The sequence below is a fragment of the Streptomyces sp. NPDC051364 genome (assembly GCF_040682115.1).
Lineage (GTDB): Bacteria > Actinomycetota > Actinomycetes > Streptomycetales > Streptomycetaceae > Streptomyces.
Genome location: NZ_JBFBAH010000006.1, coordinates 233,784 through 257,706, shown reverse-complemented (window position 1 = coordinate 257,706; position 23,923 = coordinate 233,784). Strand labels below are relative to the sequence as shown.

The following is a 23,923-nucleotide window of genomic DNA, read 5'->3' as shown; positions in this document are numbered from 1 at the left end:
ACAATGCCCGGCATGGGACATCTCGAAGCCGGCCACCTGGAGTACTACCTTCCCGACGGGCGGGTCCTGCTCCCCGACGTCTCCTTCCGCGTGGGGGAGGGGTCGGTCGTCGCCCTGGTCGGGGCGAACGGGGCCGGCAAGACCACCCTGCTGAAGCTGATCTCCGGTGACCTCCAGCCGCACGGCGGCGGGGTCACCGTCAGCGGAGGCCTCGGCGTGATGTCGCAGTTCGTGGGCTCCGTACGGGACGAGACGACCGTACGGGACCTGCTGGTCTCGGTGGCCCAGCCCCGGATCCGGGCCGCCGCGAAGGCCGTCGACCACGCCGAGCACCTGATCATGACGGTGGACGACGAAGCCGCCCAGATGGCGTACGCGCAGGCGCTCAGCGACTGGGCCGACGTGCAGGGCTACGAGGCGGAGACCCTGTGGGACGTCTGCACCATGGCCGCGCTGGCCGTCCCGTACGACGCCGCGCAGTTCCGCGAGGTGCGCACGCTGTCGGGCGGTGAGCAGAAGCGGCTGGTCCTGGAGGCCCTGCTGCGCGGTCCGGACGAGGTGCTGCTGCTCGACGAGCCGGACAACTACCTGGACGTCCCGGGCAAGCGGTGGCTGGAGGAGCAGCTCGGGGCAACCCGCAAGACGGTGCTGTTCGTGTCGCACGACCGGGAGCTGCTGTCCACGGCCGCCGAGAAGATCATCAGCCTGGAGCCCAGCCCGATGGGCACGGACGTGTGGGTGCACGGCTCGGGCTTCGGCACGTACCACGAGGCACGCAAGGAGCGCTTCGCGCGCTTCGAGGAGCTCAAGCGGCGCTGGGACGAGGAGCACGCCCGCCTGAAGGCGCTGGTCCTGCGGCTGCGCAACCAGGCGGCGAGCAGCCCCGACATGGCCTCGCGCTACCGGGCGATGCAGACGCGTTTCCAGAAGTTCGAGGAGGCGGGCCCGCCGCCGGAGCCGCCGCGCGAGCAGGACATCCGGATGCGCCTGAAGGGCGGCCGGACCGGCGTGCGCGCGCTGACCGTGGAGAACCTCGAGCTCACGGGCCTGATGAAACCGTTCTCGCTGGAGGTCTTCTACGGAGAGCGGGTCGCGGTGCTCGGCTCGAACGGCTCCGGGAAGTCGCACTTCCTGCGGCTGCTGGCGGGCGAGGAGGTCAAGCACACGGGCGACTTCAAGCTGGGTGCCCGGGTGGTTGCCGGACACTTCGCGCAGACCCACGCGCACCCCGAGCTGTTCGGCCGCACCCTGGTCGACATCCTGTGGACGGAGGCCGCGAAGCCGCTCGGCGCCGCGATGGGCGTCCTGCGCCGGTACGAGCTGGAGCGCCAGGGGGAGCAGCCGTTCGAGAAGCTGTCGGGCGGCCAGCAGGCGCGTTTCCAGATTCTGCTCCTGGAGTTGGCGGGCACCACGGCACTGCTGCTGGACGAGCCGACCGACAACCTGGACCTGGAGTCCGCGGAGGCGCTGCAGGACGGCCTGGAGTCGTACGAGGGCACTGTGCTGTGCGTCACGCACGACCGCTGGTTCGCGCGGACATTTGACCGTTTCCTGGTCTTCGGTTCCGACGGTGTTGTGCGAGAGACTCAGGAACCCGTTTGGGACGAGCGGCGCGTCGAGCGCCGCCGCTGAGACGGGTGTTCGGCCCGGTTCGACGGACGGAGTCTCCCCCGGCTACCGCTGGGAGGTGCCCCCAGCGCAGCCGTCCGAAGCCCCTGAGGCCCCCTGGGGCCGAAGGGTGCGAGGGCGGCGGTGGGGGTGGGTCTCAGGAACCCGTTCGGGACGAACGTAGGGTCGAGCGGAAGCGCTAGGGGGAGACCGCCCCCTCGGCCGGAGTGAGGGGGAGGCGTTGTGGGCCTGCGGCCTGGCATCTGGCTCATGAAGCGGGAGTACCACGGCTTGGGCCACCGGCTGCTCGACTGGCTGCTGCGGCCAGCGTCCCGGCCCTGGCAGCTCGTCTCCCTCGCGGTGGTCCTGGGGGTCTGCGTCTCCACGAGCCTGCGGGAGAACTGGGGCTCCGACAACGCCTTCGTGGTCAAGGCGGCGCAGACGCTGCTGGCCGGCGGGTCCCCGTACGAGGACAAGCGCTTCCTGTACCTGCCCAGCGCGGTCCTGATGGCCGTTCCCGAGGCGCTGCTGCCGACGACGGTGCTGCGCTGGAGCCTGCCGGTCGCGATGTCCGGGCTGCTGGGCATCGGGTGGCTGGCCGCGCTGCGGATGTTCTCGGTGCCGCTGCGCTCGCGCTTCGCGGTCGTCGGGTTCCCGGTGCTGGCCCTGGCCTACAAGCCGTACGTGAACCTCGTGCTGATCGGCAACTGGACGGCGATCTCGGCGGCCGCGCTGCCGGTGGCGCTGCTGCTCGCGCACCGGCGGCGCTGGGGGACGGCCGGGCTGGTGGTCGGGCTGGCGATCGCCTGCAAGCCGATGCTGGTGCCGGTCGGGCTGCTGTTCGTGATGGCGCGGCGGTGGCGGGGTCTGGCGGCGGCCGTGCTGGTGCCGCTGGGGCTCTCGCTGGCGGGCGCGCTGCTGATGCCGAGCCCGTCGCTGTTCTTCACCAAGACCCTGCCGTTCCTGCTCCGGGGGCAGGACGCGTACGCGCTGCCCTGGGACGCCTCGCCCATCGCGGTGCTGCCCCGGCTGGGGGTGCCGGAGCCGGTGGCGGTGCTGGTGGCCTTCGCGGGGGCCGGGGCGGGGCTGTGGGCCGCCTGGACGCGGTGGCGGCGTACGGGGGAGGAGACGGACGGGGGAGAGCTGCGGCTCGTGGAGACGGCCTGCATGGTGATGTTCGCCGCATTCCTGGTCTCGCGGCCGTCCTTCGACCACTACCTGCTGGTGGTGCTGCCGCTGCTGCTGGCTTCGGCGGTGCGGCCGGGGTCGATGCCCCGCTCGCCCTGGTTCTGGCTGGCCCTGACGCCCCAGGTGGCGCTGGTGCCGTGGCCCTCCGAGCTGGCCCACAAGCGGCGCGCCTTCAAAGACTGCGCCACCCTGTGCGGGCTCGCGATCCTCCTGGCGCGTCGTGCGCTGCGCTCCGGTCGGGTTACTGTGGAGCCTGTAACAACTGCGGGGTCCCCATCCAGGACCGAACCGGAGTGCACCGCGACGCCAGCAGAATCGGCATCGCGGACCGCGTTTTGACCCGTACGGGTCTGCTTGGGTATCCTGCTGGTTTGTTATGCGTATTGGCTTTCTCATTCTCACGTGAAAGGGCCTTGCGCCGGTCCACCGGACCGATGACCAGCGGTTCACATGGGTTGCGTCCCCGTTGTGAACGAGGGCTGTCGTGATCGTCCGTGGTGACCCTGTCAGGACCTTCCCGTGGGGGCTTGCGCCCTTGGGATACCACCACTGAAGAAGCGAAGGCATACGCGTGCGTACGTTCAGCCCTAAGCCCGGCGACATCTCGCGCCAGTGGCTCGTCATCGACGCCCAGGACGTTGTCCTCGGCCGTCTGGCGACCCAGGCCGCTGCCCTCCTGCGGGGCAAGCACAAGCCGACCTATGCGCCTCACATGGACATGGGCGACTTCGTCGTCATCATCAACGCCGACAAGGTTCACCTGTCCGGCAACAAGGCGACCCAGAAGATGGCGTACCGCCACTCCGGTTTCCCGGGCGGTCTGCGTTCCGTGCGCTACGACGACCTCCTGGCGAACAACCCGGAGAAGGCCGTCGAGAAGGCCATCAAGGGCATGCTCCCCAAGAACACCCTGGGCCGTCAGATGCTCTCGAAGCTGAAGGTCTACTCGGGCGACCAGCACCCCCACGCTGCCCAGCAGCCGGTGCCGTTCGAGATCACCCAGGTCGCGCAGTAGTTCCGGCCACCCCCTAAGACGTAGAAAATTCTGAGGAGCATCGTGGCCGAGACCACCGCCGAGACGACCCCCGTCGAAGAGTTCGAGGGCAACGTCGAGGAGTACACCAGCGAGTCCGAGGTTGTCGTCGAGGGCGACTACACCTCCGAGTCCCTTGCCGGCCGCTTCGGCGACCCGCAGCCGGCCGCAGGCCTGGGCCGTCGCAAGAACGCCATCGCCCGCGTCCGGATCGTTCCGGGCACCGGCAAGTGGAAGATCAACGGTCGTACCCTTGAGGACTACTTCCCCAACAAGGTGCACCAGCAGGAAGTCAACGAGCCGTTCAAGCTGCTCGAGCTCGACGGTCGCTACGACGTCATCGCCCGCATCTCGGGTGGCGGCGTCTCCGGCCAGGCCGGCGCCCTGCGCCTCGGTGTGGCCCGCGCCCTGAACGAGGCCGACGTCGACAACAACCGCCCGGCGCTGAAGAAGGCCGGCTTCCTCTCCCGCGACGACCGTGCGGTCGAGCGCAAGAAGGCCGGTCTCAAGAAGGCCCGTAAGGCCCCGCAGTACAGCAAGCGTTAATCTGCGCCTGCTGTTCAGCAACAACCGCCCCGGCAGCACTCTCCGTGCTGCCGGGGCGGTTCGTTTACCGCCACAAGCGGCAAATACATGTCACAAGCGGTCACAAACGAAGCGTGAACTCGGGAGGACAACAGTGGGACAACTCTTCGGGACGGACGGTGTACGCGGCGTCGCCAACGCGGATCTGACGGCTGAGCTCGCGCTCGGTCTCTCCGTGGCAGCTGCCCACGTACTCGCTGAGGCGGGCACCTTCGCGGGCCACCGGGCGACCGCGGTCGTCGGCCGCGACCCCCGCGCCTCCGGCGAATTCCTGGAGGCCGCGGTCGTCGCCGGCCTCGCGAGCGCGGGCGTGGACGTCCTGCGCGTCGGTGTGCTGCCCACCCCGGCGGTGGCGTATCTCACCGGTGCGCTGGGTGCCGACCTCGGCGTGATGCTCTCCGCCAGCCACAATGCGATGCCCGACAACGGCATCAAGTTCTTCGCCCGCGGCGGCCACAAGCTCGCCGACGAGCTCGAGGACCGCATCGAGGCCGTCTACGACGAGCACCGCACCGGCGCTCCCTGGGACCGGCCCACCGGCGCCGGCGTCGGCCGTGTCTCCGACTACGACGAGGGCTTCGACAAGTACGTCGCGCACCTCATCGCGGTCCTCCCCAACCGCCTGGACGGGCTCAAGATCGTCCTGGACGAGGCGCACGGCGCCGCCTCCCGCGTCTCGCCCGAGGCCTTCACCCGGGCGGGTGCCGAGGTCGTCACCATCGGCGCCGAGCCGGACGGCCTCAACATCAACGACGGCTGCGGCTCCACCCACCTGGGTCTCCTCAAGCAGGCCGTGGTCGAGCACGGCGCCGACTTCGGCATCGCGCACGACGGCGACGCGGACCGCTGCCTCGCGGTCGACGGTTCCGGCGCGGAGATCGACGGCGACCAGATCCTCGCGGTGCTGGCGCTGGCCATGCGCGAGGCCGGCCAGCTGCGCGGCGACACCGTCGTCGGGACCGTGATGTCCAACCTCGGCTTCAAGCTGGCCATGGAGGGCGAGGGCATCCAGGTCGTGCAGACCGGCGTCGGCGACCGGTACGTGCTCGAGTCGATGAAGCAGCACGGCTACGCACTGGGCGGCGAGCAGTCCGGCCACGTGATCATCCTCGACCACGCCACGACCGGCGACGGCACGCTCACCGGCCTGATGCTGGCGGCGCGCGTCGCGGCCACCGGCCGGTCCCTGGCCGACCTGGCGGGCGTCATGCAGCGGCTGCCGCAGGTGCTGATCAACGTCCCCGACGTGGACAGGTCCCGGGTCGGGACCTCCGCCGAGCTGGCCGCGGCCGTCGCCGACGCCGAGCGCGAGCTGGGCACCACCGGCCGGGTGCTGCTCCGTCCGTCGGGTACCGAACCGCTCGTCCGGGTGATGGTCGAGGCCGCCGACATCGAGCAGGCCCGCGCGGTCGCCGGGCGGCTCGCGGACGTCGTGAAGTCGGCGCTCGGCTAGGTCCGGCCCCGGTTCGTACGTCGGCCCCGCCCTTCCGTCGATTCCGGAGGGCGGGGCCGACGGCGTCACCGGGCCGCTCAGGTCTTCGGCCGGCGGACCCAGCGGCCGCGCTGGGTCCGCCAGAGCGCTTTCTGCCCGTACAGGGTCAGGACGCCCGCCAGCATGATCCCGCCCAGGTTCAGCAGCAGCTGCTCCGCCGACCCCCACATCTGGGAGAAGTCGCCGTAGCTGAGGGCCACGGCGGCGTTCGCACCGGCCGGGACGGTGGTCACGGAGATCGCGACGCCCACCAGCGCCCCGGACTTGGCGGAGGTCAGGGACAGCACCCCCGCCACGCCCGCGAGCAGCGACACCACGAAGGAGAACGGGTCCGGCTGCCAGATGAAGCCGGTGTTCGGGCGGGGCCGCTCCAGCATCCCCTCCTGGAACTGCCCGATCGCGTCCATCCCCAGGCTGAAGACGGTCGTGGCGACGATCGCGGCGGCGAAGCCGATCAGCAGTGCGCCGAGAGACCGCAGGGCGAGCCGCGGCGCCCGCTGCACCACCGCGGTGCAGACGCCCGTGAGCGGGCCGAACTCCGGACCGACCGCCATGGCTCCCACGATCAGGATGGCGTTGTCGAGGACGACACCGCATGCCGCGATCATGGTCGCGAGGATCATGAACGCGACGTACGTGATGGTGAGCGTGGACTCCTCGTGGGTGGCCTCCGTCAGCTGCTCCCACAGCACCGCGTCGGCGGCCTCGCCCGGGGCCTCCTCCTCGGCCGCGTCGGCCCGCCGGGACAGCGACAGGTCGATGGTCTCGACGGCGATCGAGCCGTCCTGCTCGATGCCCAGCTCCCGGAGCTCGTTCAGCAGCTCGTCCCCCGCCTCGCGGGCGACGTCGCACAGCACGACGTCGCCCCGGGGTTCGCGGGCGACGCCGGGCAGTACGACCAGATGGGTGGTGCCGACCGTCGATTCGATGGCCGAGACCACGGCCTCGGTCCGGTCGGCCGGGGTGATCAACCGAAGGTGCAGCATGGCCGCACCCTAGCGCCGCGTCAGAGTTTGCGGAGGCTGAGCTTCTGCACCTTGTGGTCCGGGCCCTTGCGTACGACGAGGGTCGCGCGGCCCCGGGTGGGGGCCACGTTCTCCAGCAGGTTGGGCTTGTTGATGGTGCGCCACATGGTCTGCGCGTACTCCATGGCCTCCTCCTCGGAGACCTGGGTGTACTTGCGGAAGTAGGAGAAAGGATTCTGGAAGGCGGTCTCGCGCAGCTTCCGGAACCGGTTGAGGTACCAGCGCTCGATGTCCTCCGGCCGGGCGTCCACGTACACGCTGAAGTCGAAGTAGTCGGCGAGGCCGACGCGCGTGCGGCCGTCCTTGCCGGGCAGGGCCGGCTGGAGGACGTTGAGCCCCTCGACGATCAGGATGTCCGGGCGGCGTACGACGAGCTGCTCGCCCGGGACGATGTCGTAGATCAGGTGCGAGTAGACGGGGGCCGTCACCTCGTCCTTGCCCGCCTTGATGTCCGCGACGAAGCGGGTGAGTGCGCGGCGGTCGTACGACTCCGGGAAGCCCTTGCGGGAGGTGAGCCCGCGGCGCTGGAGCTCCTTCATGGGGTACAGGAAGCCGTCGGTGGTGACCAGCTCGACGCGGGGGTGCTCGGGCCAGCGGGCGAGCAGGGCCTGGAGCAGGCGGGCCACGGTGGACTTGCCGACGGCGACGGAGCCGGCGACCCCTATGACGAACGGGGTGCCCTGCTGCGCGCCGTGGCCGTTGCCGGCGTCGCCGAGGAAGGTGTTGAGGGTGCCGCGGAGGTTGCTCGTGGCGCCGACGTAGAGGTTGAGGAGGCGGGAGAGCGGAAGGTAGACGTCCCGGACCTCGTCGAGGTCGATGACGTCGCCGAGACCGCGCAGTCGCTCGACCTCGTCGGCGGTGAGGGGGAGCGGGGTGCGCTCGCGCAGGGCGCTCCACTCGTCCCGGGTGAGGTCGACGTACGGAGAGACGTCGGCCCGGCGGTGAGGTCGCTCGGGACGGTCGGGGCGCTCCATTGCGCTGTCCGGCGTGCTTCGTGGCGGCGAAGTGATCACAGGGCCATTGTCGTGGCTCAGGGGCGGTTGTGGGTGGTGTGGTCGGTCACGTGCCGGGGGCTCCGGGCCGTCGCAGCGGTGTCTGCGGGGTGACGTGCAGTGGTTCCCGTGCCGGTATCGAGCCGGCTGCGAGCCGGGCTGGGCCGGGGCTCGTGCCGGGGCGGCGGCTGGAGCCGGGGTACGGGATCTCGCCCTGGTCACGATTGGCTGTATCCGGCGGAAAATGGACTGTTCGTGATCGGATCGCCCGTAGATTTGCTGATCATCGCGGCTCTCTGTCTGCTGCCGCTGCTGTTGTTTTCGTGTGTTCTGGGGGAGATTCTTCGTGCGTAGCACCCTTGTCCGTCGTACCGTCCTGACCGCCTCCGCGGTGTCCCTGGCCCTGCTGTCCACCGCCTGCGGTTCCGACAAGGCGGACGACAAGAAGGCGGAAGCCAAGCCGTCCGCCGCCGCGTCGTCCGCGGCCCCGGCCGCGAAGGGCAAGACGGACACCGAGCTGGCCGCCGTGATCGTGGCCCAGGCCGATCTGCCCGACCACCAGCTCAAGGCGGCCACGCCGGCCGAGGCCGCGGCGGGGGCTTCGGCCACCAGTGACAAGCCCCAGTGCGTGCCGCTGGTCAAGGCGCAGGCCATGGGGGCGGTCGGCACGTCCACCGGCACCGCGCGGACCAAGGTCGTCGCGAAGCCGAAGGAGCAGGCGGCGAGCCAGAGCCCCGAGGACAAGCTGAAGGGCCTGATGGACGCCCTGGGCGCGACCGCCACCGCCGTCACCCTCACCTCTTACGACGGCAAGGGCGCGGAGGAGGCCTTCGCGAGCCTGAAGACCGCGGGCACCGCGTGCGCCGGCGGCTACACCGCGAGCGGTGAGGGCCAGGCCGGCAAGGTCACCAAGGTCGGCGCCGGCGCCCCCGTCACCGCCGGCGACGAGGCGCTCGCCTACACGGTGGAGGGCGACGCGGAGGGCGAGAAGTTCACGACGCAGCTCGTCGTCGTGCGCAAGGGCAACACGCTTGCGACCTTCTCGGCCCTGAGCCTGAGCGGTGCCGCCGAACAGCCGAAGGCCGTCGTCGACGCGCAGGCGAAGAAGCTCGGCTGACGGCTCGGCCGACCCCGGGCCCGCAGGGCCGTCGAACAACGTCATTCCCGCTCCGGCGCATTCGCCGGGGCGGGTTTTTCGTCTTGTTCAGGTACGGGGCAGGCGGCAAGGTTCCGCGTACGCTGCGCCGTATGTGCGGAATTGTGGGTTACGTGGGAGCGCAGTCGGCGCTCGATGTGGTCATCGCCGGACTCAAGCGGCTCGAGTACCGCGGCTACGACTCGGCGGGCGTCGCCGTGCTCGCCGACGGGGGGCTCGTCGCCGCCAAGAAGGCCGGGAAGCTGGTCAATCTGGAGAAGGAGCTGGTCGGGCACCCGCTGCCGGCCGGTTCCACGGGACTCGGGCACACCCGCTGGGCCACCCACGGTGGCCCCACCGACGTCAACGCCCACCCGCACCTGGACAACGCGGGCCGGGTGGCCGTCGTACACAACGGCATCATCGAGAACTTCGCCGAGCTGCGCGCCGAACTGGCCGAGCGCGGACACCGGCTGGAGTCCGAGACGGACACCGAGGTCGTCGCGCACCTGCTGGCGGAGCGGTTCGAGGCCGGCGGGGATCTCGCGGAGGCCATGCGGCAGGTGTGCCGGCGGCTGGAGGGTGCGTTCACGCTGGTCGCGGTGCACGCCGACGCGCCGGACGTGGTGGTCGGGGCGCGCCGGAACTCCCCCCTGGTGGTGGGCGTTGGGGAAGGTGAGAACTTCCTCGCCTCGGACGTGGCCGCGTTCATCGCCCACACCCGGTCCGCGATCGAGCTGGGGCAGGACCAGGTCGTCGAACTCCGCCGCGACGGGGTCACGGTGACCGACTTCGCCGGTGCGCCCGCATCCGTGCGGGCGTACCACGTCGACTGGGACGCCTCGGCGGCCGAGAAGGGGGGTTATGACTACTTCATGCTCAAGGAGATCGCCGAGCAGCCGAAGGCTGTCGCCGACACCCTCCTGGGCAGGATCGACGCGAGCGGCTCGCTGACCCTGGACGAGGTGCGCATCCCCGTCTCGGTGCTCAGGGAGGTCGACAAGGTCGTGATCGTGGCGTGCGGTACGGCGTACCACGCGGGCATGATCGCGAAGCTGGCCATCGAGCACTGGACCCGCATCCCGTGCGAGACGGAGCTGGCGAGCGAGTTCCGCTACCGCGACCCGATCCTGGACCAGCGGACGCTGGTGGTCGCGATCTCGCAGAGCGGCGAGACCATGGACACCCTGATGGCGCTGCGGCACGCGCGCGAGCAGGGCGCCAGGGTGCTGGCCATCTGCAACACGAACGGGTCGACGATCCCGCGCGAATCGGATGCGGTGCTGTACACGCACGCCGGTCCCGAGGTGGCAGTCGCCTCGACCAAGGCGTTCCTGACGCAGCTGGTGGCCTGCTATCTGGTCGCGCTGTACCTCGGGCAGGTACGGGGTACGAAGTGGGGCGACGAGATCGAGGCGGTGATCCGCGAGCTGTCCGACATCGCCGCGGCCGTGGACACCGTACTGGAGACCATGGAGCCGGTACGGGAGCTGGCGCGGTCGCTGGCGGACAAGAACACCGTGCTGTTCCTCGGGCGGCACGTCGGGTACCCGGTGGCCCTGGAGGGCGCGCTCAAGCTCAAGGAGCTGGCGTACATGCACGCCGAGGGCTTCGCGGCGGGCGAGCTCAAGCACGGGCCGATCGCGCTGATCGAGAAGGACCTGCCGGTGGTGGTGGTCGTGCCGTCGCCGCGCGGGCGCTCCGTGCTGCACGACAAGATCGTGTCGAACATCCAGGAGATCCGGGCGCGCGGGGCGCGGACCATCGTGATCGCGGAGGACGGCGACGAGGCGGTCGTCCCGTACGCCGACCACCTGATCCGGATCCCGGCGACGCCGACGCTGCTGCAGCCGCTGGTGGCGACGGTGCCGCTACAGGTCTTCGCGTGTGAGCTCGCGACGGTGCGGGGCAACGAGGTGGACCAGCCGCGTAATCTCGCGAAGTCCGTGACGGTGGAGTGAGCGCAGCGAGTGAGCGAAGCGAGTTGGCGTTGTGATTATCGGTGTGGGGATCGACGTTGCCGAGATCGAGCGGTTCGGTGAGGCGCTGGCGCGCACCCCGAACATGGCTCAACGGCTGTTCGTCGACTCAGAGTTGACGCTGCCGAGCGGCGAGCGGCGCGGGATCGCCTCGCTCGCCGCCCGGTTCGCGGCCAAGGAGGCCCTCGCCAAGGCGCTCGGCGCGCCCGGCGGGATGCTGTGGACCGACGCCGAGGTGTACGTCGAGGAGACCGGGCAGCCGCGGCTGCGGGTGTCGGGGACGGTCGAGGCCAGGGCGCTGGCGCTGGGCGTGAAGTCCTGGCACATCTCCCTGAGCCACGACGCGGGTGTCGCCTCGGCCGTGGTGATCGCCGAAGGATAGCGACGGGCAGGGCCGGCTTTTCGGGCACGCTGGTGTCATGCGTACTGCTTACAGCGTGGAGACCGTACGGGCCGCCGAGCGGGAGTTGATGGCCCGGCTGCCGCAGGGCGCCCTGATGCAGCGGGCGGCGGCCGGACTGGCCGCCGTGTGCGCGGGCCTGCTGCGCCGGGTGTACGGGGCGCGTGTCGTCCTGCTCGTCGGGCCCGGGGACAACGGCGGTGACGCCCTGTACGCGGGCGCCCGGCTGGCCCGGCGCGGCGCCGGGGTGACGGCGGTGCCGATGGATCCGGAGCGGGTGCACGCGGGCGGGCTGCGGGCGCTGCTGGCCGCCGGGGGCCGGGTCGCGCCGGGCGTTCCCGGCCGGGCGGATCTCGTACTGGACGGGCTCGTCGGCATCGGCGGGCGCGGCGGGCTGCGGCCGGCCGCGGCGGCGCTGGTGGAGCAGATCCCGGCCGGTGCGGTCGTGGTCGCGGTGGACCTGCCGAGCGGGGTCGACGCGGACACCGGGGAGGTGGCCGGGCCGGCCGTCCGGGCCGATGTCACGGTGACCTTCGGGGCGTACAAGCCCGGGCTGCTCATCGACCCGGGGGCTTCGCGCACGGGCGCGCTGCGCCTGGTGGACATCGGGCTGTCGCTCCCGGACCCGGACGCGGAGGCGTTGCAGCACGCCGATGTCGCGGCGCTGCTGCCGGCTCCGACGGCGTCGAGCGACAAGTACCGCCGGGGCGTGGTCGGCATCGTCGCCGGGTCGGCGCAGTACCCGGGCGCGGCGGTACTCGCCGTCGCCGGGGCGCTGCGGGGCGGCGCGGGCGCCGTGCGGTACGTCGGGCCGGCGGCGGACGCGGTGCTGGCGCGCTACCCCGAGACGCTGATCGGGCGGGGCCGGGTGCAGGCGTGGGTGGTCGGGCCGGGGCTGGGGGAGAGCCGGGCGGCGGAGGTCGCGGAGGTCCTGGCCGACCCGGTGCCGGTGCTGGTGGACGCGGACGGGCTGCGCGGGCTGGACCCGGCGGTGCTGCGGGCCCGGCCGGCCGAGACGCTGCTGACCCCGCACGCGGGGGAGGCGGCGGCGCTGCTGGGGATGTCCCGGGAGGCGGTGGAGTCGGCCCGGCTGTCGTCCGTACGGTCGCTGGCCGCGCGGTACGGGGCGACGGCCCTGCTGAAGGGGTCGACGACGCTGGTGTCCCGCGGCGGCGGCCCGGTCCGGGTCAACCCGACGGGAACGGCGTGGCTGGCGACGGCCGGCAGCGGTGACGTCCTGTCGGGCCTGGCCGGCTCCCTGCTGGCCTCGGGCCTGCCGGCGGTCGACGCCGCTTCGGTCGCGGCGTACCTCCACGGCCTGGCGGGGCGCCGGGCCGCCTCCGGAGCCCCGCTCCTCGCCCAGCAGATCGCGGAATCCCTCCCGGAGGCCTGGCGCAGCATCCAGAGCCCGTGACGCCCCGGCCCCACCCGGACGGCCCCGCTCCCCGAGGTCGGTAGCGGACCCGCGGCGCCACCGGAGTGGCCCCAACGGGGGTGAAACATCCCGGTATGCAGGGTTGGGACGGCGGTCGCGCAGGCCAGGGCCGGGCTCTGAGAGACTGGGGGCGATGAACGAGACACCGACGCGCGTGTACGCCGAGATCGATCTTGACGCCGTACGGGCGAACGTACGCGCACTGCGCGAGCGGGCGCCCGGGGCCGAGTTGATGGCCGTCGTCAAGGCGGACGCCTATGGCCACGGTGCGATCCCCTGCGCCCGCGCGGCCCAGGAGGCCGGTGCCACCTGGCTCGGCACAGCCACCCCCGAGGAGGCGCTCGCGCTGCGCGCCGCCGGGATCGGCGGGCCGGTCATGTGCTGGCTGTGGACGCCCGGCGGCCCCTGGCAGGCGGCCGTCGAGGCCGACCTGGACGTCTCCGTCAGCGGGATGTGGGCCCTCGACGAAGTACGCAAGGCCGCGCACGCCGCCGGCCGCCGGGCCAGGATCCAGCTCAAGGCCGACACCGGCCTCGGCCGCAACGGCTGCCAGCCCGCCGACTGGGCGGAGCTCGTCGGCGCGGCCGTCGCCGCCGAGGCCGAGGGCACCGTCAAGATCACCGGCGTCTGGTCCCACTTCGCCTGCGCCGACGAACCCGGCCACCCCTCCATCGCGCTCCAGCTGACGGCGTTCCGCGACATGCTGGCGTACGCGGAGAAGGAGGGCGCCCGGCCCGAGGTCCGGCACATCGCCAACTCGCCCGCGACGCTGACGCTGCCCGAGAGCCACTACGACCTCGTGCGCTGCGGCCTCGCCGTCTACGGCGTGTCCCCCGCCCCCGAGCTCGGCACCTCCCAGGAGCTGGGCCTGCGGCCCGCCATGACCCTCAAGGCCTCCGTGGCGCTGGTCAAGGCCGTGCCCCCGGGCCACGGGGTGAGCTACGGGCACCACTACGTCACCGAGGCCGAGACGAACCTCGCCCTCATCCCCGCCGGATACGCCGACGGCATCCCCCGGCACGCCTCCGGCCGCGGGCCGGTCTTCGTCGGCGGGAAGGTCCGCCGCGTCGCCGGGCGCGTCGCGATGGACCAGTTCGTCGTCGACCTGGGCAGTGACCTGGTACGCGCCGGGGACGAGGCCGTCATCTTCGGCAGCGGCGAGCACGGCGAGCCCACCGCCGAGGACTGGGCTCGAGCAGCAGACACCATCGCCTATGAGATCGTCACCCGTATCGGGGTGCGCGTTCCTCGGGTCTACCGCAACGGCTGAGGCTGAGTGAGGACGACGTGAGCGTGAGGACGGCGTGAGCGAGAACTGGCGCAAAGCCGGCTGGGCAGGTGCCGCGATCGGCGTGATAGCCGCAGGCGCGGCAGCCGGCGTAGCGGTCGAACGGATCACGGTCGGACGCGGCATGCGCCGCAAGGCGCGCCTCGCGCTCGACGCCACCGGGGACTACGGCTCCCTGCGCGGCACCGCCGGAGCCTGCTACGCCGAGGACGGCACCGAGATCTACTACGAGGTCGACGAGCCGTCCGAGGGCCCGAAGAAGCGGCCCCGGCTGCGCCGCAAGGAACCGGCCGCCCCGACCGTCGTGTTCTGCCATGGCTACTGCCTCGGCCAGGACTCCTGGCACTTCCAGCGCGCCGCCCTGCGCGGACTGGTCCGCGCCGTGTACTGGGACCAGCGCAGCCACGGCCGCAGCGCGCGCGGGTTCTCCCAGGCCGACGGCGAGCGCGTGACCATCGACCAGCTCGGCCGCGACCTGCAGGCCGTCATCGACGCCGCCGTGCCCGAGGGCCCGCTGATCCTGGTGGGTCACTCGATGGGCGGCATGACGATCATGGCGCTGGCCGAGCAGTTCCCCGAGCTCATCCGCGACCGGGTGATCGGTGTGGCCCTCGTCGGCACCTCCAGCGGGCACCTCGACCAGGTGACGTACGGGCTGCCCTCGGTCGGCATGGGCGCCGTGCGCCGCATCCTGCCGCCCGTGCTCAAGGCGCTCGGCTCGCAGGTGGAGCTCGTGGAGAAGGGCCGCCGGGCCACCGCAGACCTCTTCGCGGGCATGATCAAGATGTACTCGTTCGGCGCCCCCCGCGAGGTGGACCCGGGTGTCGCGCGCTTCGCCGAGCGGCTCATCGAGGCCACCCCGATCGACGTGGTCGCCGAGTTCTACCCGGCCTTCCAGATCCACGACAAGAGCGCCGCCCTCCAGCGGTTCGCCGACATCCCCGTCACCGTCATCGCCGGCGACCGCGACATGGTCACCCCGGCCGCGCACAGCCAGGCCATCAAGGACGCGCTGCCGGCCGCGGAGCTCGTGGTCCTGGAGTCCGCCGGCCATCTGATGATGCTGGAGTACCCCGAGACGGTGACCGGGCTGCTCACCGACCTGCTGGCGCGCACCGGTGCGGTGCCCGCAGCGACTAACGTTGGCGGGCATGGAAGAAGTACCGCTGGAAGCGCCACGAGCACTGCACAGTCAGGCACCGCAGCAGGGAACTGAGGCGGCCGACGCCGAGGCGCGCATCACCGTCGACTCGCCCGAGGCCATGCAGGAGCTGGGCCGCACCCTCGCCGGCCTGCTCCGCCCCGGCGACCTCGTCCTGCTGACCGGGGAGCTCGGCGCGGGCAAGACCACGCTGACCCGGGGCCTGGGCGAGGGGCTGGGCGTCCGGGGCGCCGTGACCTCGCCGACCTTCGTGATCGCCCGGGTGCACCCCTCGCTGCGCGGCGGGCCGGCGCTGGTGCACGTGGACGCGTACCGGCTCGGCGGCGGGCTGGACGAGATGGAGGACCTGGACCTCGACGTCTCGCTGCCCGAGTCCGTGGTCGTCGTGGAATGGGGCGACGGCAAGGTCGAGGAGCTCTCCGACGACCGGCTGCACGTGGTGATCGCCCGGGCGGTCGGCCACGAGGAGGTCCTGGACGACGTACGGGAGGTCTCGGTGCGCGGGATCGGGGCGCGCTGGTCCGGGCCGGGCGCACTGGCGGCGCTGGCCCCGGTGCGCTGAGCCGACGGCAGCCGAGGGGTACCGCGAGGGGCGGCCGAGGGGCATCGCGGGAAAACGTACCGACAACTCGTCGGCAAGATATTGCGCCGATGGAGTCGCGCGTGGTGACATGGTACAGAGGGCTGGTTAGGCCTACCTAAGTACGGGCCGGCCCGGGCCAGGAGGCAGCCATGTCCGCAGCAGGAGTGCAGCGCGACCCCCGCTCGTCCGTCGTGTCCATGGGGGCGCTGCTCGCCGCCGGCGCGGCCGCCACGGCGGTCTCGACGCCACCCGCGCCGGAGCACGCCCCGGACGCGCCCGAAGGCACCGGCGCCGACGTGGCCGACGTACGCGAACAGGCCGCCCCGGAGTCCGAGGCGGCCTGAGAGGCCCGCAATGAGCGGTGGGTGGCCCGCACGTCCGGTAGCCCGTAGGGGTGAATCCGCGGCGGGCTCCCCGGTCGGGGGCGGGGCGTCAGGGGAGGACGACGACCTTCGAGTTGATCGTCGCGAAGGCCCACATCGCATCGCCGTCGGTCCGCGTCATGCGGATCCCGCCGGTCTTCTTGTTCGGGTCGGGCTCCGGCGTCTGGCCGTCCACCCGGGAGCTGAACCCGACCACGACGCCGTCCGCCGTGGCGAACCGTACGACGTGCTCGATCGGCACCCCGTCCGAGCCGGTGACCGCGCCCGAGCGCGAGTTCACCAGGTACGTGCCCGGCTTCGGGTGCGCCGTGCTCGGCTTGACCGGGAACGACTTCTGCTCCTGCCCGCTCTCGCCGACCAGCCACACCCGCTTCAGGCTCACCGAGTACACGACGCGCGAGCCCGTACCCGACTCGGCCGGCACGGCCACCGGCTTCGCCGCGTCGGCCGCGTGGGCGGACGGGACGGGGGAGGGCGCCGTGGCCGGCGGGGCAGCCTGCGGAGGGTGCGCCGGCGCGGTCGCAGAGGCCTGGTAACCGAGGAAGCCGACGGCGGCGAGCGCCACCACGGTGAGCCCGGCCACGATTCCCGAGCTGCTGCGTGCCACCTTGCTCCACCTCTCCCGTGCTTCCCCTGCGCCGAGCGCCGGCCGGGCACTCCGTGCCCCGGCTCGGACCTCGGCCGATACCTGGGTCGAAGGTAGCAGCCGGGGTGCCCCGCGACCGGCCGCGAGGGCCCGGGGCCCCGGAGTCGTAGGCTGTTCGCGTGCTCTTGCTCGCTGTAGATACCGCCACGCCCGCCATCACCGTCGCCCTGCACGACGGCGAGTCCGTCCTCGCCGAGTCGAACCAGGTCGACGCCCGCCGCCACGGGGAACTCCTGCTGCCCTCCGTCGACAAGGTCCTCGCCGAGGCCGGGCTGAAGCTCGACGCCCTCACGGGCATCGTCGTCGGCGTCGGACCCGGCCCCTACACCGGGCTGCGCGTCGGCCTCGTCACCGCCTCCACCTTCGCCACCGTGCTCGGCATCCCCGTGCACGGCCTGTGCACCCTCGACGGCCTCGCGTACGCCGCGGGCGCCGCCGGGATCGAGGGCCCCTTCACCGTGGCCACCGACGCGCGGCGCAAGGAGGTCTACTGGGCCCGGTACGAGGACCCGCGCACGCGCGTCGGCGAGCCCGCGGTGGACCGCCCGGCCGACATCGCCGAGCAGGTCGCCGGCCTGCCCGCGGTGGGCCAGGGCGCACTGCTCTACCCGGACGTCTTCACCGACGCGCGGGCCCCCGAGCACCAGAGCGCCGCCGCCCTCGCCGCCCTGGCGGTGGAACGGCTCGCGGCCGGGGCCGCGTTCGAAAATGGTCCCGGCCTGCCTCCGACGCCGCTGTACCTGCGCCGGCCCGACGCGCAGGTGCCGAAGAACTACAAGGTGGTCACCCCGCAGTGACGGAAGTGACCGCAGTGCTGCGTGAGATGCGCTGGTGGGACATCGAGCCGGTGCTGGAACTGGAGCGCGAGCTGTTCCCCGAGGATGCCTGGTCCGCGGGCATGTTCTGGTCCGAGCTCGCCCACGCCCGCGGCCCGCACGCCACCCGCCGCTACGTGGTCGCCGAGGACCCCACCACCGGCCGTCTCGTCGGCTACGCCGGGCTGGCCGCCGCCGGCGACCTGGCCGACGTACAGACCATCGCGGCCGCACGCGACCAGTGGGGGACCGGGCTCGGCGCCCGGCTCCTCACCGACCTGCTGCGCGCCGCCACCGCGTTCGAGTGCGCCGAGGTGCTGCTGGAGGTACGGGTGGACAACACCCGGGCCCAGAAGCTCTACGAGCGCTTCGGCTTCGAGTCGATCGGCTTCCGGCGGGGCTACTACCAGCCCGGCAACGTGGACGCGCTCGTGATGCGCCTGACCGACCCCGCACAAGCAACGACTGAGAGCACTGAGAGCAGTGAGAGCAATGGCTGACGAACCGCTCGTCCTCGGCATCGAGACCTCCTGCGACGAGACCGGCGTCGGCGTCGTCCGCGGCACCACCCTGCTGGCGGACGCGATCGCGTCCAGCGTCGACGAGCACGCGCGCTTCGGCGGCGTCGTGCCCGAGGTGGCCTCCCGGGCGCACCTGGAGGCGATGGTCCCCACCATCGAGCGCGCCCTGAAGGAGGCCGGGGTCAGCGCCCGCGACCTCGACGGCATCGCCGTCACCGCGGGTCCCGGCCTCGCGGGGGCGCTGCTGGTGGGCGTCTCGGCGGCCAAGGCGTACGCGTACGCGCTCGGCAAGCCGCTGTACGGGGTGAACCACCTGGCCTCGCACATCTGCGTCGACCAGCTGGAGCACGGGCCGCTGCCGGAGCCGACCATGGCGCTGCTGGTGTCCGGCGGGCACTCCTCGCTGCTGCTCGCCCCGGACATCACCTCCGACGTACGGCCGCTGGGCGCGACCATCGACGACGCGGCGGGTGAGGCCTTCGACAAGATCGCGCGTGTGCTGCAGCTGGGCTTCCCCGGCGGTCCGGTCATCGACCGGCTCGCGCGCGAGGGCGACCCGAAGGCGATCAAGTTCCCGCGCGGGCTGACGGGGCCGCGCGACGCGGCGTACGACTTCTCCTTCTCCGGGCTCAAGACGGCGGTGGCCCGCTGGATCGAGGCGAAGCGGAACGCGGGCGAGGAGGTGCCGGTGCGCGATGTGGCGGCGTCCTTCCAGGAGGCCGTGGTGGACGTGCTGACCCGTAAGGCGATCCGCGCGTGCAAGGACGAGGGTGTCGACCACCTGATGATCGGCGGCGGTGTGGCGGCCAATTCCCGGCTGCGGTCGCTGGCGCAGGAGCGGTGCGACGACGCAGGGATCATCCTGCGCGTGCCGCGGCCGAAGCTGTGCACGGACAACGGTGCGATGGTGGCGGCGCTGGGCGCGGAGATGGTCAAGCGGAACCGGCCGGCCTCGGACTGGGACCTGTCGGCGGACTCCTCGCTGCCGGTGACGGACCCGCATGTTCCGGGCACCGCTCACACGCACTCCCACGCTCACGGCCACGGCCATGACCACGACCACGTGCACGAGTTGAGCAAGGACAACCTGTACTGATGGGCGCCGTCGCGCTGATGTGGGAGGCCCGGGCCGCCGCCGGGCGGGGCAACGAGCTGCTGGAGTGGGCCCGTTCGCAAGTGCTGGCGCGCGAGCCGGTGCGCCGCGAGCTGCTGCGGGGGCCGCAGGACCGGGTGCTGGTCGTCACGTGGTGGGAGGCCGCCGAGGGCCTGGCGGCAGAGCTGCCCGAACTCCCGGAGCCCGACGCCGATCTGATCACCCGTCCGGTGCATCGCTGGCGCTTCGAGTCGGTGGAGACCACCGGCAGTTGACACGCCGGGGCCTCTCGAGCGGCTCCGGACCGGAGTTGTGGCCGGATGCCGATATCGTCATGCGCATGCCTCGTCGTGACCTGCCGCCTCCGCCGCCTCCCGCCCACCTGCGCGCCTGGCTGGACGAGAGCACCGTACGGGCCGACCGGGCGCGGTTCCTGCAGGACCTGCGCCGGCGCAGCCTGGGCTTGGGGCGGTTGCTGCTGCTCTGGACCGTCGCCGCGGTCTTCGCGCTCGGCTGGTCCTTCGTCGGCATGGCCCTGATGTCCTTCGAGGTACCCGGCGACCCGTTCGCGTACGTTTTCGGCCTCATTTTCGCCCTGCTCGGCGCGGGCGTGCTGATCCCTGCCGGGTTCTGGTTCGCCTGGGGCGCCAAGCGGGACCGCCGGGTGCGCCAACTGCTGTGCGCTTGGGCGGAGTCGGACCGGGATCCGGCCGCCGACGCCCGGCTCCGCGCCCCCGGGCTGAGCCTGACGTGGCTGCTGGCCTCCTTCGCGCTGGGCGTGTTCGGGCTGTACGTGACCTTCGGGTCCGCGGCGTCGGCCCGTCCGGGCGAGTCGACGTACGGCGAGGTCACGTACTTCATGGGCCTCGGCATGATCCTGTGGATCACGGGCCTGCTGGGCCTCGGCAAGGCGGGCGCGCACTACCGGTGGGCGGTGCGCGCCTTCCGCGGCGGCGCTACTGCGGTGCGCTGACCGGCGAGCCGATCAGCATCGAGGGGGCGCCCGCGACCCGGGTGAGGAAGACGGTCGCGGAGTGCGGCCCCTGCGGCTTGACCTTCTTGCGCAGTTCCTCGGGCTCGATGGCCGAACCGCGCTTCTTCACGGTCAGGATGCCCACCTCGCGCTCGCGCAGCAGCGCCTTGAGCTTCTTGAGGCCGAAAGGCAGCACGTCGGTGATCTCGTACGCGGTGGCGTACGGCGTCGCGCGCAGCTCGTCGGCGGTGACGTAGGCGATGGTCGGGTCGATGAGCCGGCCGGCCAGCTGCTCGGCGACCTCGGCGACGAGGTGGGCGCGGATCACGGCGCCGTCGGGCTCGTAGAGGTAGCGGCCGACCGGCCCGGCCTCGGGGTCGGGCAGCGGATCGGCGGTGTGCAGGGTGCGCGGGCCGGGCAGCAGGGTGGCGCGGACGGTGCCGGGCGCGGTCCCGAACCACAGCACGGCCTCCTTCACGTCCCCACGGTCCGAGATCCACTCGGCTTCGGCCTCCTGCGGCACGGCCTCGTGCGGGATCCCGGGGGCGATCTTGATGGCGGCGTACTTGGCCGTACGGGCGGCCTCGACGGCCCACGACAGCGGCGGCGAGTAGCTCTCCGGGTCGAAGATCCGGCCGCGGCCGTTGCCGCCGCGCCGGGCCGGGTCGAGGAAGACGGCGTCGTACCCGGAGGTGTCCACGTCGGTCACGTCCGCCTCGCGGACCTCGATGAGCTCCGCCAGCCCCAGGGCCTCGGCGTTGGCGCGGGCGACGGCGACGGTCAGCGGGTCGCGGTCCACGGCCAGCACGCGGATGCCGAGCCGGGCCAAGGCGAGGGCGTCCCCGCCGATGCCGCAGCACAGGTCGGCGACGCTGCGCACGCCGAGTTCCGCGAGCCGCTCGGCGCGGTACGAGGCCACCGAGGCGCGGGTGGCCATCTCGCCGCCGCCGGACGTGAAGTACATCCGGAACGCGTCCTCGGCGCCGAACTTCGCCACCGCGCGCTGCCGCAGCCGGGCCTGCCCGAGCGCGGCGGAGACCAGTGCGGCGGGGTGCTCGCGGCGCAGCCGCGTGGCGACGGCGAGCTCCTGGGACGGGTCGTAGTCGCGCAGGGAGTCGAGGAGGGCGCGGCCCTCGGGGGTGAGGAGCGCGGCGAAGTCTTCGGGGGTCACCGGTTCATTGTCGGTCAGTGTGGGCCACTCGATGGAAGGTCGTCTTCCGTTCGCGGTGTCGGCGGGGCGGCGTGCGTGTCGGATGCCAGGATGCGCTGCTATGCAGCTAGTCAGACAAAAGGAACATAAGACGCTCCATGGTCACCGGTCCGCGGCGGGTCCGCGCGGCCGAGTCGGGGTGGCACTGGCCGCACTGCTGGTCGCCGCCCTCGGAACCGGCTGCGGCTCCTCCGCGGACTCCGAAACGCCCGCCAAGACCAAGGCCGGCAAGGGCGCCGAGGCAGCGGGCGCGGCGGGCGCGGTCGCAGGCTCGGCCGAGCAGCTGAAGGCCGCCCAGCAGGCCCGGATCGCCGCGGCGAAGAAGTGGAAGCTGGCCAAGCCGCCGCTGATGGCGCCGGCCGCCCCGCAGACGAAGCCGGAGATCAGCACCCGCGAGGGCTTCGAGGTCGAGGGCGGCGGCGAACTCCCGCCGGTCTTCACCACCGTCCCCACGGAGGACAAGGTCGTCTTCCTGACGATCGACGACGGCGCGGAGAAGGACCCCGAGTTCCTGAAGATGATGCAGGAGCTGAAGATCCCGTACACGGCGTTCCTCAGCGACTACCTCGTCCGCGACAACTACCCCTACTTCAAGGAGATGCAGGCCGCCGGCGTCACCCTGAACAACCACACGCTCAACCACCGGTACATGCCGGCCCTCTCCTACGAGGAGCAGCACGAGGAGATCTGCGGCCAGCAGGACACGATCCAGAAGCAGTTCGGCAAACGGCCGACGCTCTTCCGGCCGCCGTACGGCAACTACAACGAGGACACGCTGCGCGCGGCGAAGTCCTGCGGCATCAAGGCGGTCCCGCTGTGGAACGCCGAGGCCTTCCCGAACCGCATGGACTGGCGGGAGTGGGACCGCGACCTCCACCCCGGCGACATCATCCTGACTCATTTCCGAGGGCGGGAAGACTGGAAGGGGTCGATGCCTGACATGATCCGGCATGTCATGAAGACCGTCACGGACAAGGGGTATGCCGTGGCTCGCCTGGAGGACTACTTGTGAGGTACGCGCGCCGGTTGACGGCCGGAACGCTGGCGGCCGGCGCGCTCGCGCTGTCCCTGACGGGGTGCGGGAACAGCGTGGACCCGATCGAAAGACTGGGCCGCAGGACGACGGAGGCGCAGCAGTCGCCGACGGCGACTCCGTCGCAGTCGGCGGCCACTGCCGTGCCCGGGGACGAGGCATACAAGAAGTGGGGCTTGAAGTCCCCTCTGGATTTCGCCCCGAAGCCGCCCCAGAAGCCCTCCCTCGCGCCGGCGGCCCCGGGCAAGGCCCAGGTGGTGGACCGAATACCCGTCCCGCCCACGGACAAGGTCGTCTTCCTGACCTTCGACGACGGCGCGGAGAAGGACCCCGAGTTCCTGAAGATGGCGGCCGACCTCAAGCTGCCGATCAGCATGTTCCTGACGGACAACATCGCCTCGTCGGACTACGGGTACTTCGAGAAGCTCCGCGACAACGGCTCCGGCAGCACGATCAACAACCACACCCTGACGCACCCGAACCTCCGGACCCTGCCCTTCGCGGCGCAGAAGAAGGAGATCTGCGGCCAGCAGGAACGCCTGGAGAAGCGCTTCGGCACCAAGCCGGTCCGCTTCCGCCCGCCGTACGGCAACTACAACGACGACACCCTCAAGGCCGCCGCCGAATGCGGCATTTCGCAGGTGGTCCTGTGGCGCGTGTCGATGCAGATCAACAACTTCCAGTACGCCGAGGGCTCCGCCCTCAAACCGGGCGACATCATCCTGGCCCACTTCCGCGGCCCGTCGGAACTCAAGGGCTCGACGGAGATCCAGATGACGACCCGCATGCTCCAGCGCATCCAGGACCAGGGCTACCGCATAGGCCGCCTGGAGGACTACCTGTAGGGGGCGGGGCGGGGGTCGAGGCCCTTGCGGTGGTCAAGCCGGCGGCCAACGTCGCTTGAGGGGCCCTTCCAGGGCTTCGATGTACCCGGCGGGCACGATGTTGCCGACTGCGGTCGTGAATTCGAGACCGGACGCGTCCCGGACATAGGCCAGCGGCATCCACCGCGCGGCCCCGCTGTCCGACACGTTCTCGTTGATCACGGCCATCAGCTCGCCCTCCGTCCCGGACGCGATGTCACGCACGCGACGGCCCAGGAGCCTGTGCCGCACGCACGCGTCCTGCTCAGCCATCGGACGACTCCTCGAAGGAGCTGATGAAGCGTTCCCAGCCGACCAGTGCCCGGTCGAGCAAGTCCCCGCTGGGTTCGCCGGGCGTCATCACGGTTGCTGATGAGGCGTGCGTCGCGTCGGCGGCGATCTCACACATGTGCGACTCCTCTGCAGAGGCCGAACTCCATCACTCATGTATAGGAGTGATGTGGAGAAGAGTGCCCAACTC

Annotated in this window: 26 protein-coding genes; 20 read left to right on the top strand and 6 right to left on the bottom strand. The window is 71.8% G+C overall.

Annotated features, from left to right (window positions below; genetic code table 11):
* The first annotated feature begins 3 nt into the window (after positions 1 to 3).
* The 5 genes from AB0M76_RS15825 to glmM all read left to right on the top strand — a co-directional run bounded on the left by AB0M76_RS15825 (position 4) and on the right by glmM (position 5,867).
* Positions 4 to 1,632 carry an ATP-binding cassette domain-containing protein gene (locus AB0M76_RS15825; RefSeq protein ID WP_365953401.1) on the top strand — a complete coding sequence of 543 codons (1,629 nt, stop codon included), beginning with the start codon at positions 4 to 6 and terminating at the stop codon, positions 1,630 to 1,632.
* A 246-nt stretch (positions 1,633 to 1,878) separates the two neighbouring features.
* The gene (locus tag AB0M76_RS15820; RefSeq protein ID WP_365953400.1) at positions 1,879 to 3,135 is read left to right on the top strand and encodes a glycosyltransferase family 87 protein; all 1,257 of its coding nucleotides are present in this window, start codon (positions 1,879 to 1,881) and stop codon (positions 3,133 to 3,135) included.
* 232 nt (positions 3,136 to 3,367) lie between these two features.
* On the top strand, positions 3,368 to 3,811 hold the full coding sequence (gene rplM / locus AB0M76_RS15815; RefSeq protein WP_030864410.1) for a 50S ribosomal protein L13: 444 nt from the start codon (positions 3,368 to 3,370) through the stop codon (positions 3,809 to 3,811).
* Positions 3,812 to 3,853: 42 nt separating this feature from the next.
* Positions 3,854 to 4,375 carry a 30S ribosomal protein S9 gene (gene rpsI / locus AB0M76_RS15810; protein WP_362882682.1) on the top strand — a complete coding sequence of 174 codons (522 nt, stop codon included), beginning with the start codon at positions 3,854 to 3,856 and terminating at the stop codon, positions 4,373 to 4,375.
* A 133-nt stretch (positions 4,376 to 4,508) separates the two neighbouring features.
* On the top strand, positions 4,509 to 5,867 hold the full coding sequence (glmM, locus tag AB0M76_RS15805) for a phosphoglucosamine mutase (protein ID WP_365953399.1): 1,359 nt from the start codon (positions 4,509 to 4,511) through the stop codon (positions 5,865 to 5,867).
* Positions 5,868 to 5,944: 77 nt separating this feature from the next.
* Here glmM and AB0M76_RS15800 read toward each other — a convergent pair whose 3' ends face one another.
* Positions 5,945 to 6,892 carry a DUF389 domain-containing protein gene (locus AB0M76_RS15800; RefSeq protein ID WP_365953398.1) on the bottom strand — a complete coding sequence of 316 codons (948 nt, stop codon included), beginning with the start codon at positions 6,890 to 6,892 and terminating at the stop codon, positions 5,945 to 5,947.
* 20 nt (positions 6,893 to 6,912) lie between these two features.
* Positions 6,913 to 7,905 carry a type I pantothenate kinase gene (gene coaA / locus AB0M76_RS15795; RefSeq protein WP_365953397.1) on the bottom strand — a complete coding sequence of 331 codons (993 nt, stop codon included), beginning with the start codon at positions 7,903 to 7,905 and terminating at the stop codon, positions 6,913 to 6,915.
* A 364-nt stretch (positions 7,906 to 8,269) separates the two neighbouring features.
* Here coaA and AB0M76_RS15790 point away from each other — a divergent pair, with 364 nt between their 5' ends.
* The 8 genes from AB0M76_RS15790 to AB0M76_RS15755 all read left to right on the top strand — a co-directional run bounded on the left by AB0M76_RS15790 (position 8,270) and on the right by AB0M76_RS15755 (position 16,249).
* The gene (locus AB0M76_RS15790; protein ID WP_365953396.1) at positions 8,270 to 9,040 is read left to right on the top strand and encodes a hypothetical protein; all 771 of its coding nucleotides are present in this window, start codon (positions 8,270 to 8,272) and stop codon (positions 9,038 to 9,040) included.
* A gap of 131 nt (positions 9,041 to 9,171) precedes the next feature.
* Positions 9,172 to 11,019, top strand: a complete 1,848-nt coding sequence (gene glmS / locus AB0M76_RS15785; protein WP_365953395.1) for a glutamine--fructose-6-phosphate transaminase (isomerizing) — start codon at positions 9,172 to 9,174, stop codon at positions 11,017 to 11,019.
* 31 nt (positions 11,020 to 11,050) lie between these two features.
* Positions 11,051 to 11,419 (top strand): holo-ACP synthase, encoded by a 369-nt coding sequence (locus AB0M76_RS15780; protein ID WP_266664704.1) that lies wholly within the window; start codon positions 11,051 to 11,053, stop codon positions 11,417 to 11,419.
* A gap of 37 nt (positions 11,420 to 11,456) precedes the next feature.
* Positions 11,457 to 12,851 carry an NAD(P)H-hydrate dehydratase gene (locus AB0M76_RS15775; protein ID WP_365953394.1) on the top strand — a complete coding sequence of 465 codons (1,395 nt, stop codon included), beginning with the start codon at positions 11,457 to 11,459 and terminating at the stop codon, positions 12,849 to 12,851.
* A 154-nt stretch (positions 12,852 to 13,005) separates the two neighbouring features.
* Positions 13,006 to 14,142, top strand: coding sequence for an alanine racemase (gene alr / locus AB0M76_RS15770; protein ID WP_365953393.1), 1,137 nt, complete (start codon positions 13,006 to 13,008; stop codon positions 14,140 to 14,142).
* A gap of 34 nt (positions 14,143 to 14,176) precedes the next feature.
* The gene (locus tag AB0M76_RS15765) at positions 14,177 to 15,376 is read left to right on the top strand and encodes an alpha/beta hydrolase (RefSeq protein ID WP_365953392.1); all 1,200 of its coding nucleotides are present in this window, start codon (positions 14,177 to 14,179) and stop codon (positions 15,374 to 15,376) included.
* Positions 15,312 to 15,884 carry a tRNA (adenosine(37)-N6)-threonylcarbamoyltransferase complex ATPase subunit type 1 TsaE gene (gene tsaE / locus AB0M76_RS15760; RefSeq protein ID WP_365953391.1) on the top strand — a complete coding sequence of 191 codons (573 nt, stop codon included), beginning with the start codon at positions 15,312 to 15,314 and terminating at the stop codon, positions 15,882 to 15,884. Before AB0M76_RS15765 ends, tsaE begins: the two co-directional genes overlap by 65 nt.
* Positions 15,885 to 16,054: 170 nt before the next feature.
* On the top strand, positions 16,055 to 16,249 hold the full coding sequence (locus AB0M76_RS15755; RefSeq protein ID WP_365953390.1) for a hypothetical protein: 195 nt from the start codon (positions 16,055 to 16,057) through the stop codon (positions 16,247 to 16,249).
* 88 nt (positions 16,250 to 16,337) lie between these two features.
* Here the strand turns inward: AB0M76_RS15755 and AB0M76_RS15750 are convergent, their stop codons facing one another.
* Positions 16,338 to 16,895 carry a hypothetical protein gene (locus AB0M76_RS15750; RefSeq protein ID WP_365953389.1) on the bottom strand — a complete coding sequence of 186 codons (558 nt, stop codon included), beginning with the start codon at positions 16,893 to 16,895 and terminating at the stop codon, positions 16,338 to 16,340.
* 158 nt (positions 16,896 to 17,053) lie between these two features.
* Here AB0M76_RS15750 and tsaB point away from each other — a divergent pair, with 158 nt between their 5' ends.
* The 5 genes from tsaB to AB0M76_RS15725 all read left to right on the top strand — a co-directional run bounded on the left by tsaB (position 17,054) and on the right by AB0M76_RS15725 (position 20,336).
* Positions 17,054 to 17,731, top strand: a complete 678-nt coding sequence (tsaB, locus tag AB0M76_RS15745; protein ID WP_365953388.1) for a tRNA (adenosine(37)-N6)-threonylcarbamoyltransferase complex dimerization subunit type 1 TsaB — start codon at positions 17,054 to 17,056, stop codon at positions 17,729 to 17,731.
* The gene (gene rimI, locus AB0M76_RS15740; protein WP_365953387.1) at positions 17,728 to 18,249 is read left to right on the top strand and encodes a ribosomal protein S18-alanine N-acetyltransferase; all 522 of its coding nucleotides are present in this window, start codon (positions 17,728 to 17,730) and stop codon (positions 18,247 to 18,249) included. The genes tsaB and rimI overlap by 4 nt, the downstream gene beginning before the upstream one ends.
* Positions 18,242 to 19,366 carry a tRNA (adenosine(37)-N6)-threonylcarbamoyltransferase complex transferase subunit TsaD gene (tsaD, locus tag AB0M76_RS15735; RefSeq protein WP_365953386.1) on the top strand — a complete coding sequence of 375 codons (1,125 nt, stop codon included), beginning with the start codon at positions 18,242 to 18,244 and terminating at the stop codon, positions 19,364 to 19,366. The genes rimI and tsaD overlap by 8 nt, the downstream gene beginning before the upstream one ends.
* Positions 19,366 to 19,638: a hypothetical protein gene (locus AB0M76_RS15730; RefSeq protein ID WP_365953385.1), complete on the top strand. Its 273-nt coding sequence runs from the start codon at positions 19,366 to 19,368 to the stop codon at positions 19,636 to 19,638. Before tsaD ends, AB0M76_RS15730 begins: the two co-directional genes overlap by 1 nt.
* Before the next feature lie 65 nt (positions 19,639 to 19,703).
* Positions 19,704 to 20,336, top strand: a complete 633-nt coding sequence (locus AB0M76_RS15725; protein WP_365953384.1) for a hypothetical protein — start codon at positions 19,704 to 19,706, stop codon at positions 20,334 to 20,336.
* Here AB0M76_RS15725 and AB0M76_RS15720 read toward each other — a convergent pair.
* A complete protein-coding gene (locus AB0M76_RS15720) occupies positions 20,320 to 21,507 on the bottom strand; it encodes a methyltransferase domain-containing protein (RefSeq protein ID WP_365953383.1) in 1,188 nt (395 codons plus the stop codon). The genes AB0M76_RS15725 and AB0M76_RS15720 overlap by 17 nt on opposite strands.
* A gap of 178 nt (positions 21,508 to 21,685) precedes the next feature.
* On the opposite strand from AB0M76_RS15720, the gene AB0M76_RS15715 reads away from it, so the two are divergent.
* A complete protein-coding gene (locus AB0M76_RS15715; RefSeq protein ID WP_365953382.1) occupies positions 21,686 to 22,558 on the top strand; it encodes a polysaccharide deacetylase family protein in 873 nt (290 codons plus the stop codon).
* 14 nt (positions 22,559 to 22,572) lie between these two features.
* Positions 22,573 to 23,424 (top strand): polysaccharide deacetylase family protein, encoded by an 852-nt coding sequence (locus tag AB0M76_RS15710; RefSeq protein ID WP_365953381.1) that lies wholly within the window; start codon positions 22,573 to 22,575, stop codon positions 23,422 to 23,424.
* Between the two features lie 33 nt (positions 23,425 to 23,457).
* Here AB0M76_RS15710 and AB0M76_RS15705 read toward each other — a convergent pair whose 3' ends face one another.
* Together AB0M76_RS15705 and AB0M76_RS15700 are read right to left on the bottom strand one after the other, a co-directional pair.
* Entirely contained in the window at positions 23,458 to 23,715 is a 258-nt protein-coding gene (locus AB0M76_RS15705; RefSeq protein WP_365953380.1) for a hypothetical protein, read from the bottom strand.
* Positions 23,708 to 23,851, bottom strand: a complete 144-nt coding sequence (locus AB0M76_RS15700) for a hypothetical protein (RefSeq protein WP_266996589.1) — start codon at positions 23,849 to 23,851, stop codon at positions 23,708 to 23,710. Before AB0M76_RS15700 ends, AB0M76_RS15705 begins: the two co-directional genes overlap by 8 nt.
* Positions 23,852 to 23,923: the final 72 nt, after the last annotated feature.

Bases quoted from the DNA above. Each gene is read 5' to 3' on its own strand.
- coaA (WP_365953397.1), bottom strand. From the start codon at position 7,905: ATGGAGCGCCCCGACCGTCCCGAGCGACCTCACCGCCGGGCCGACGTC.
- AB0M76_RS15705 (WP_365953380.1), bottom strand. From the start codon at position 23,715: ATGGCTGAGCAGGACGCGTGCGTGCGGCACAGGCTCCTGGGCCGTCGC.
- AB0M76_RS15700 (WP_266996589.1), bottom strand. From the start codon at position 23,851: ATGTGTGAGATCGCCGCCGACGCGACGCACGCCTCATCAGCAACCGTG.
- alr (WP_365953393.1), top strand. From the start codon at position 13,006: ATGAACGAGACACCGACGCGCGTGTACGCCGAGATCGATCTTGACGCC.
- AB0M76_RS15725 (WP_365953384.1), top strand. From the start codon at position 19,704: ATGCCTCGTCGTGACCTGCCGCCTCCGCCGCCTCCCGCCCACCTGCGC.
- AB0M76_RS15800 (WP_365953398.1), bottom strand. From the start codon at position 6,892: ATGCTGCACCTTCGGTTGATCACCCCGGCCGACCGGACCGAGGCCGTG.
- glmS (WP_365953395.1), top strand. From the start codon at position 9,172: ATGTGCGGAATTGTGGGTTACGTGGGAGCGCAGTCGGCGCTCGATGTG.
- AB0M76_RS15755 (WP_365953390.1), top strand. From the start codon at position 16,055: ATGTCCGCAGCAGGAGTGCAGCGCGACCCCCGCTCGTCCGTCGTGTCC.
- AB0M76_RS15730 (WP_365953385.1), top strand. From the start codon at position 19,366: ATGGGCGCCGTCGCGCTGATGTGGGAGGCCCGGGCCGCCGCCGGGCGG.
- tsaE (WP_365953391.1), top strand. From the start codon at position 15,312: ATGGAAGAAGTACCGCTGGAAGCGCCACGAGCACTGCACAGTCAGGCA.
- AB0M76_RS15775 (WP_365953394.1), top strand. From the start codon at position 11,457: ATGCGTACTGCTTACAGCGTGGAGACCGTACGGGCCGCCGAGCGGGAG.
- AB0M76_RS15825 (WP_365953401.1), top strand. From the start codon at position 4: ATGCCCGGCATGGGACATCTCGAAGCCGGCCACCTGGAGTACTACCTT.
- tsaD (WP_365953386.1), top strand. From the start codon at position 18,242: ATGGCTGACGAACCGCTCGTCCTCGGCATCGAGACCTCCTGCGACGAG.
- AB0M76_RS15820 (WP_365953400.1), top strand. From the start codon at position 1,879: ATGAAGCGGGAGTACCACGGCTTGGGCCACCGGCTGCTCGACTGGCTG.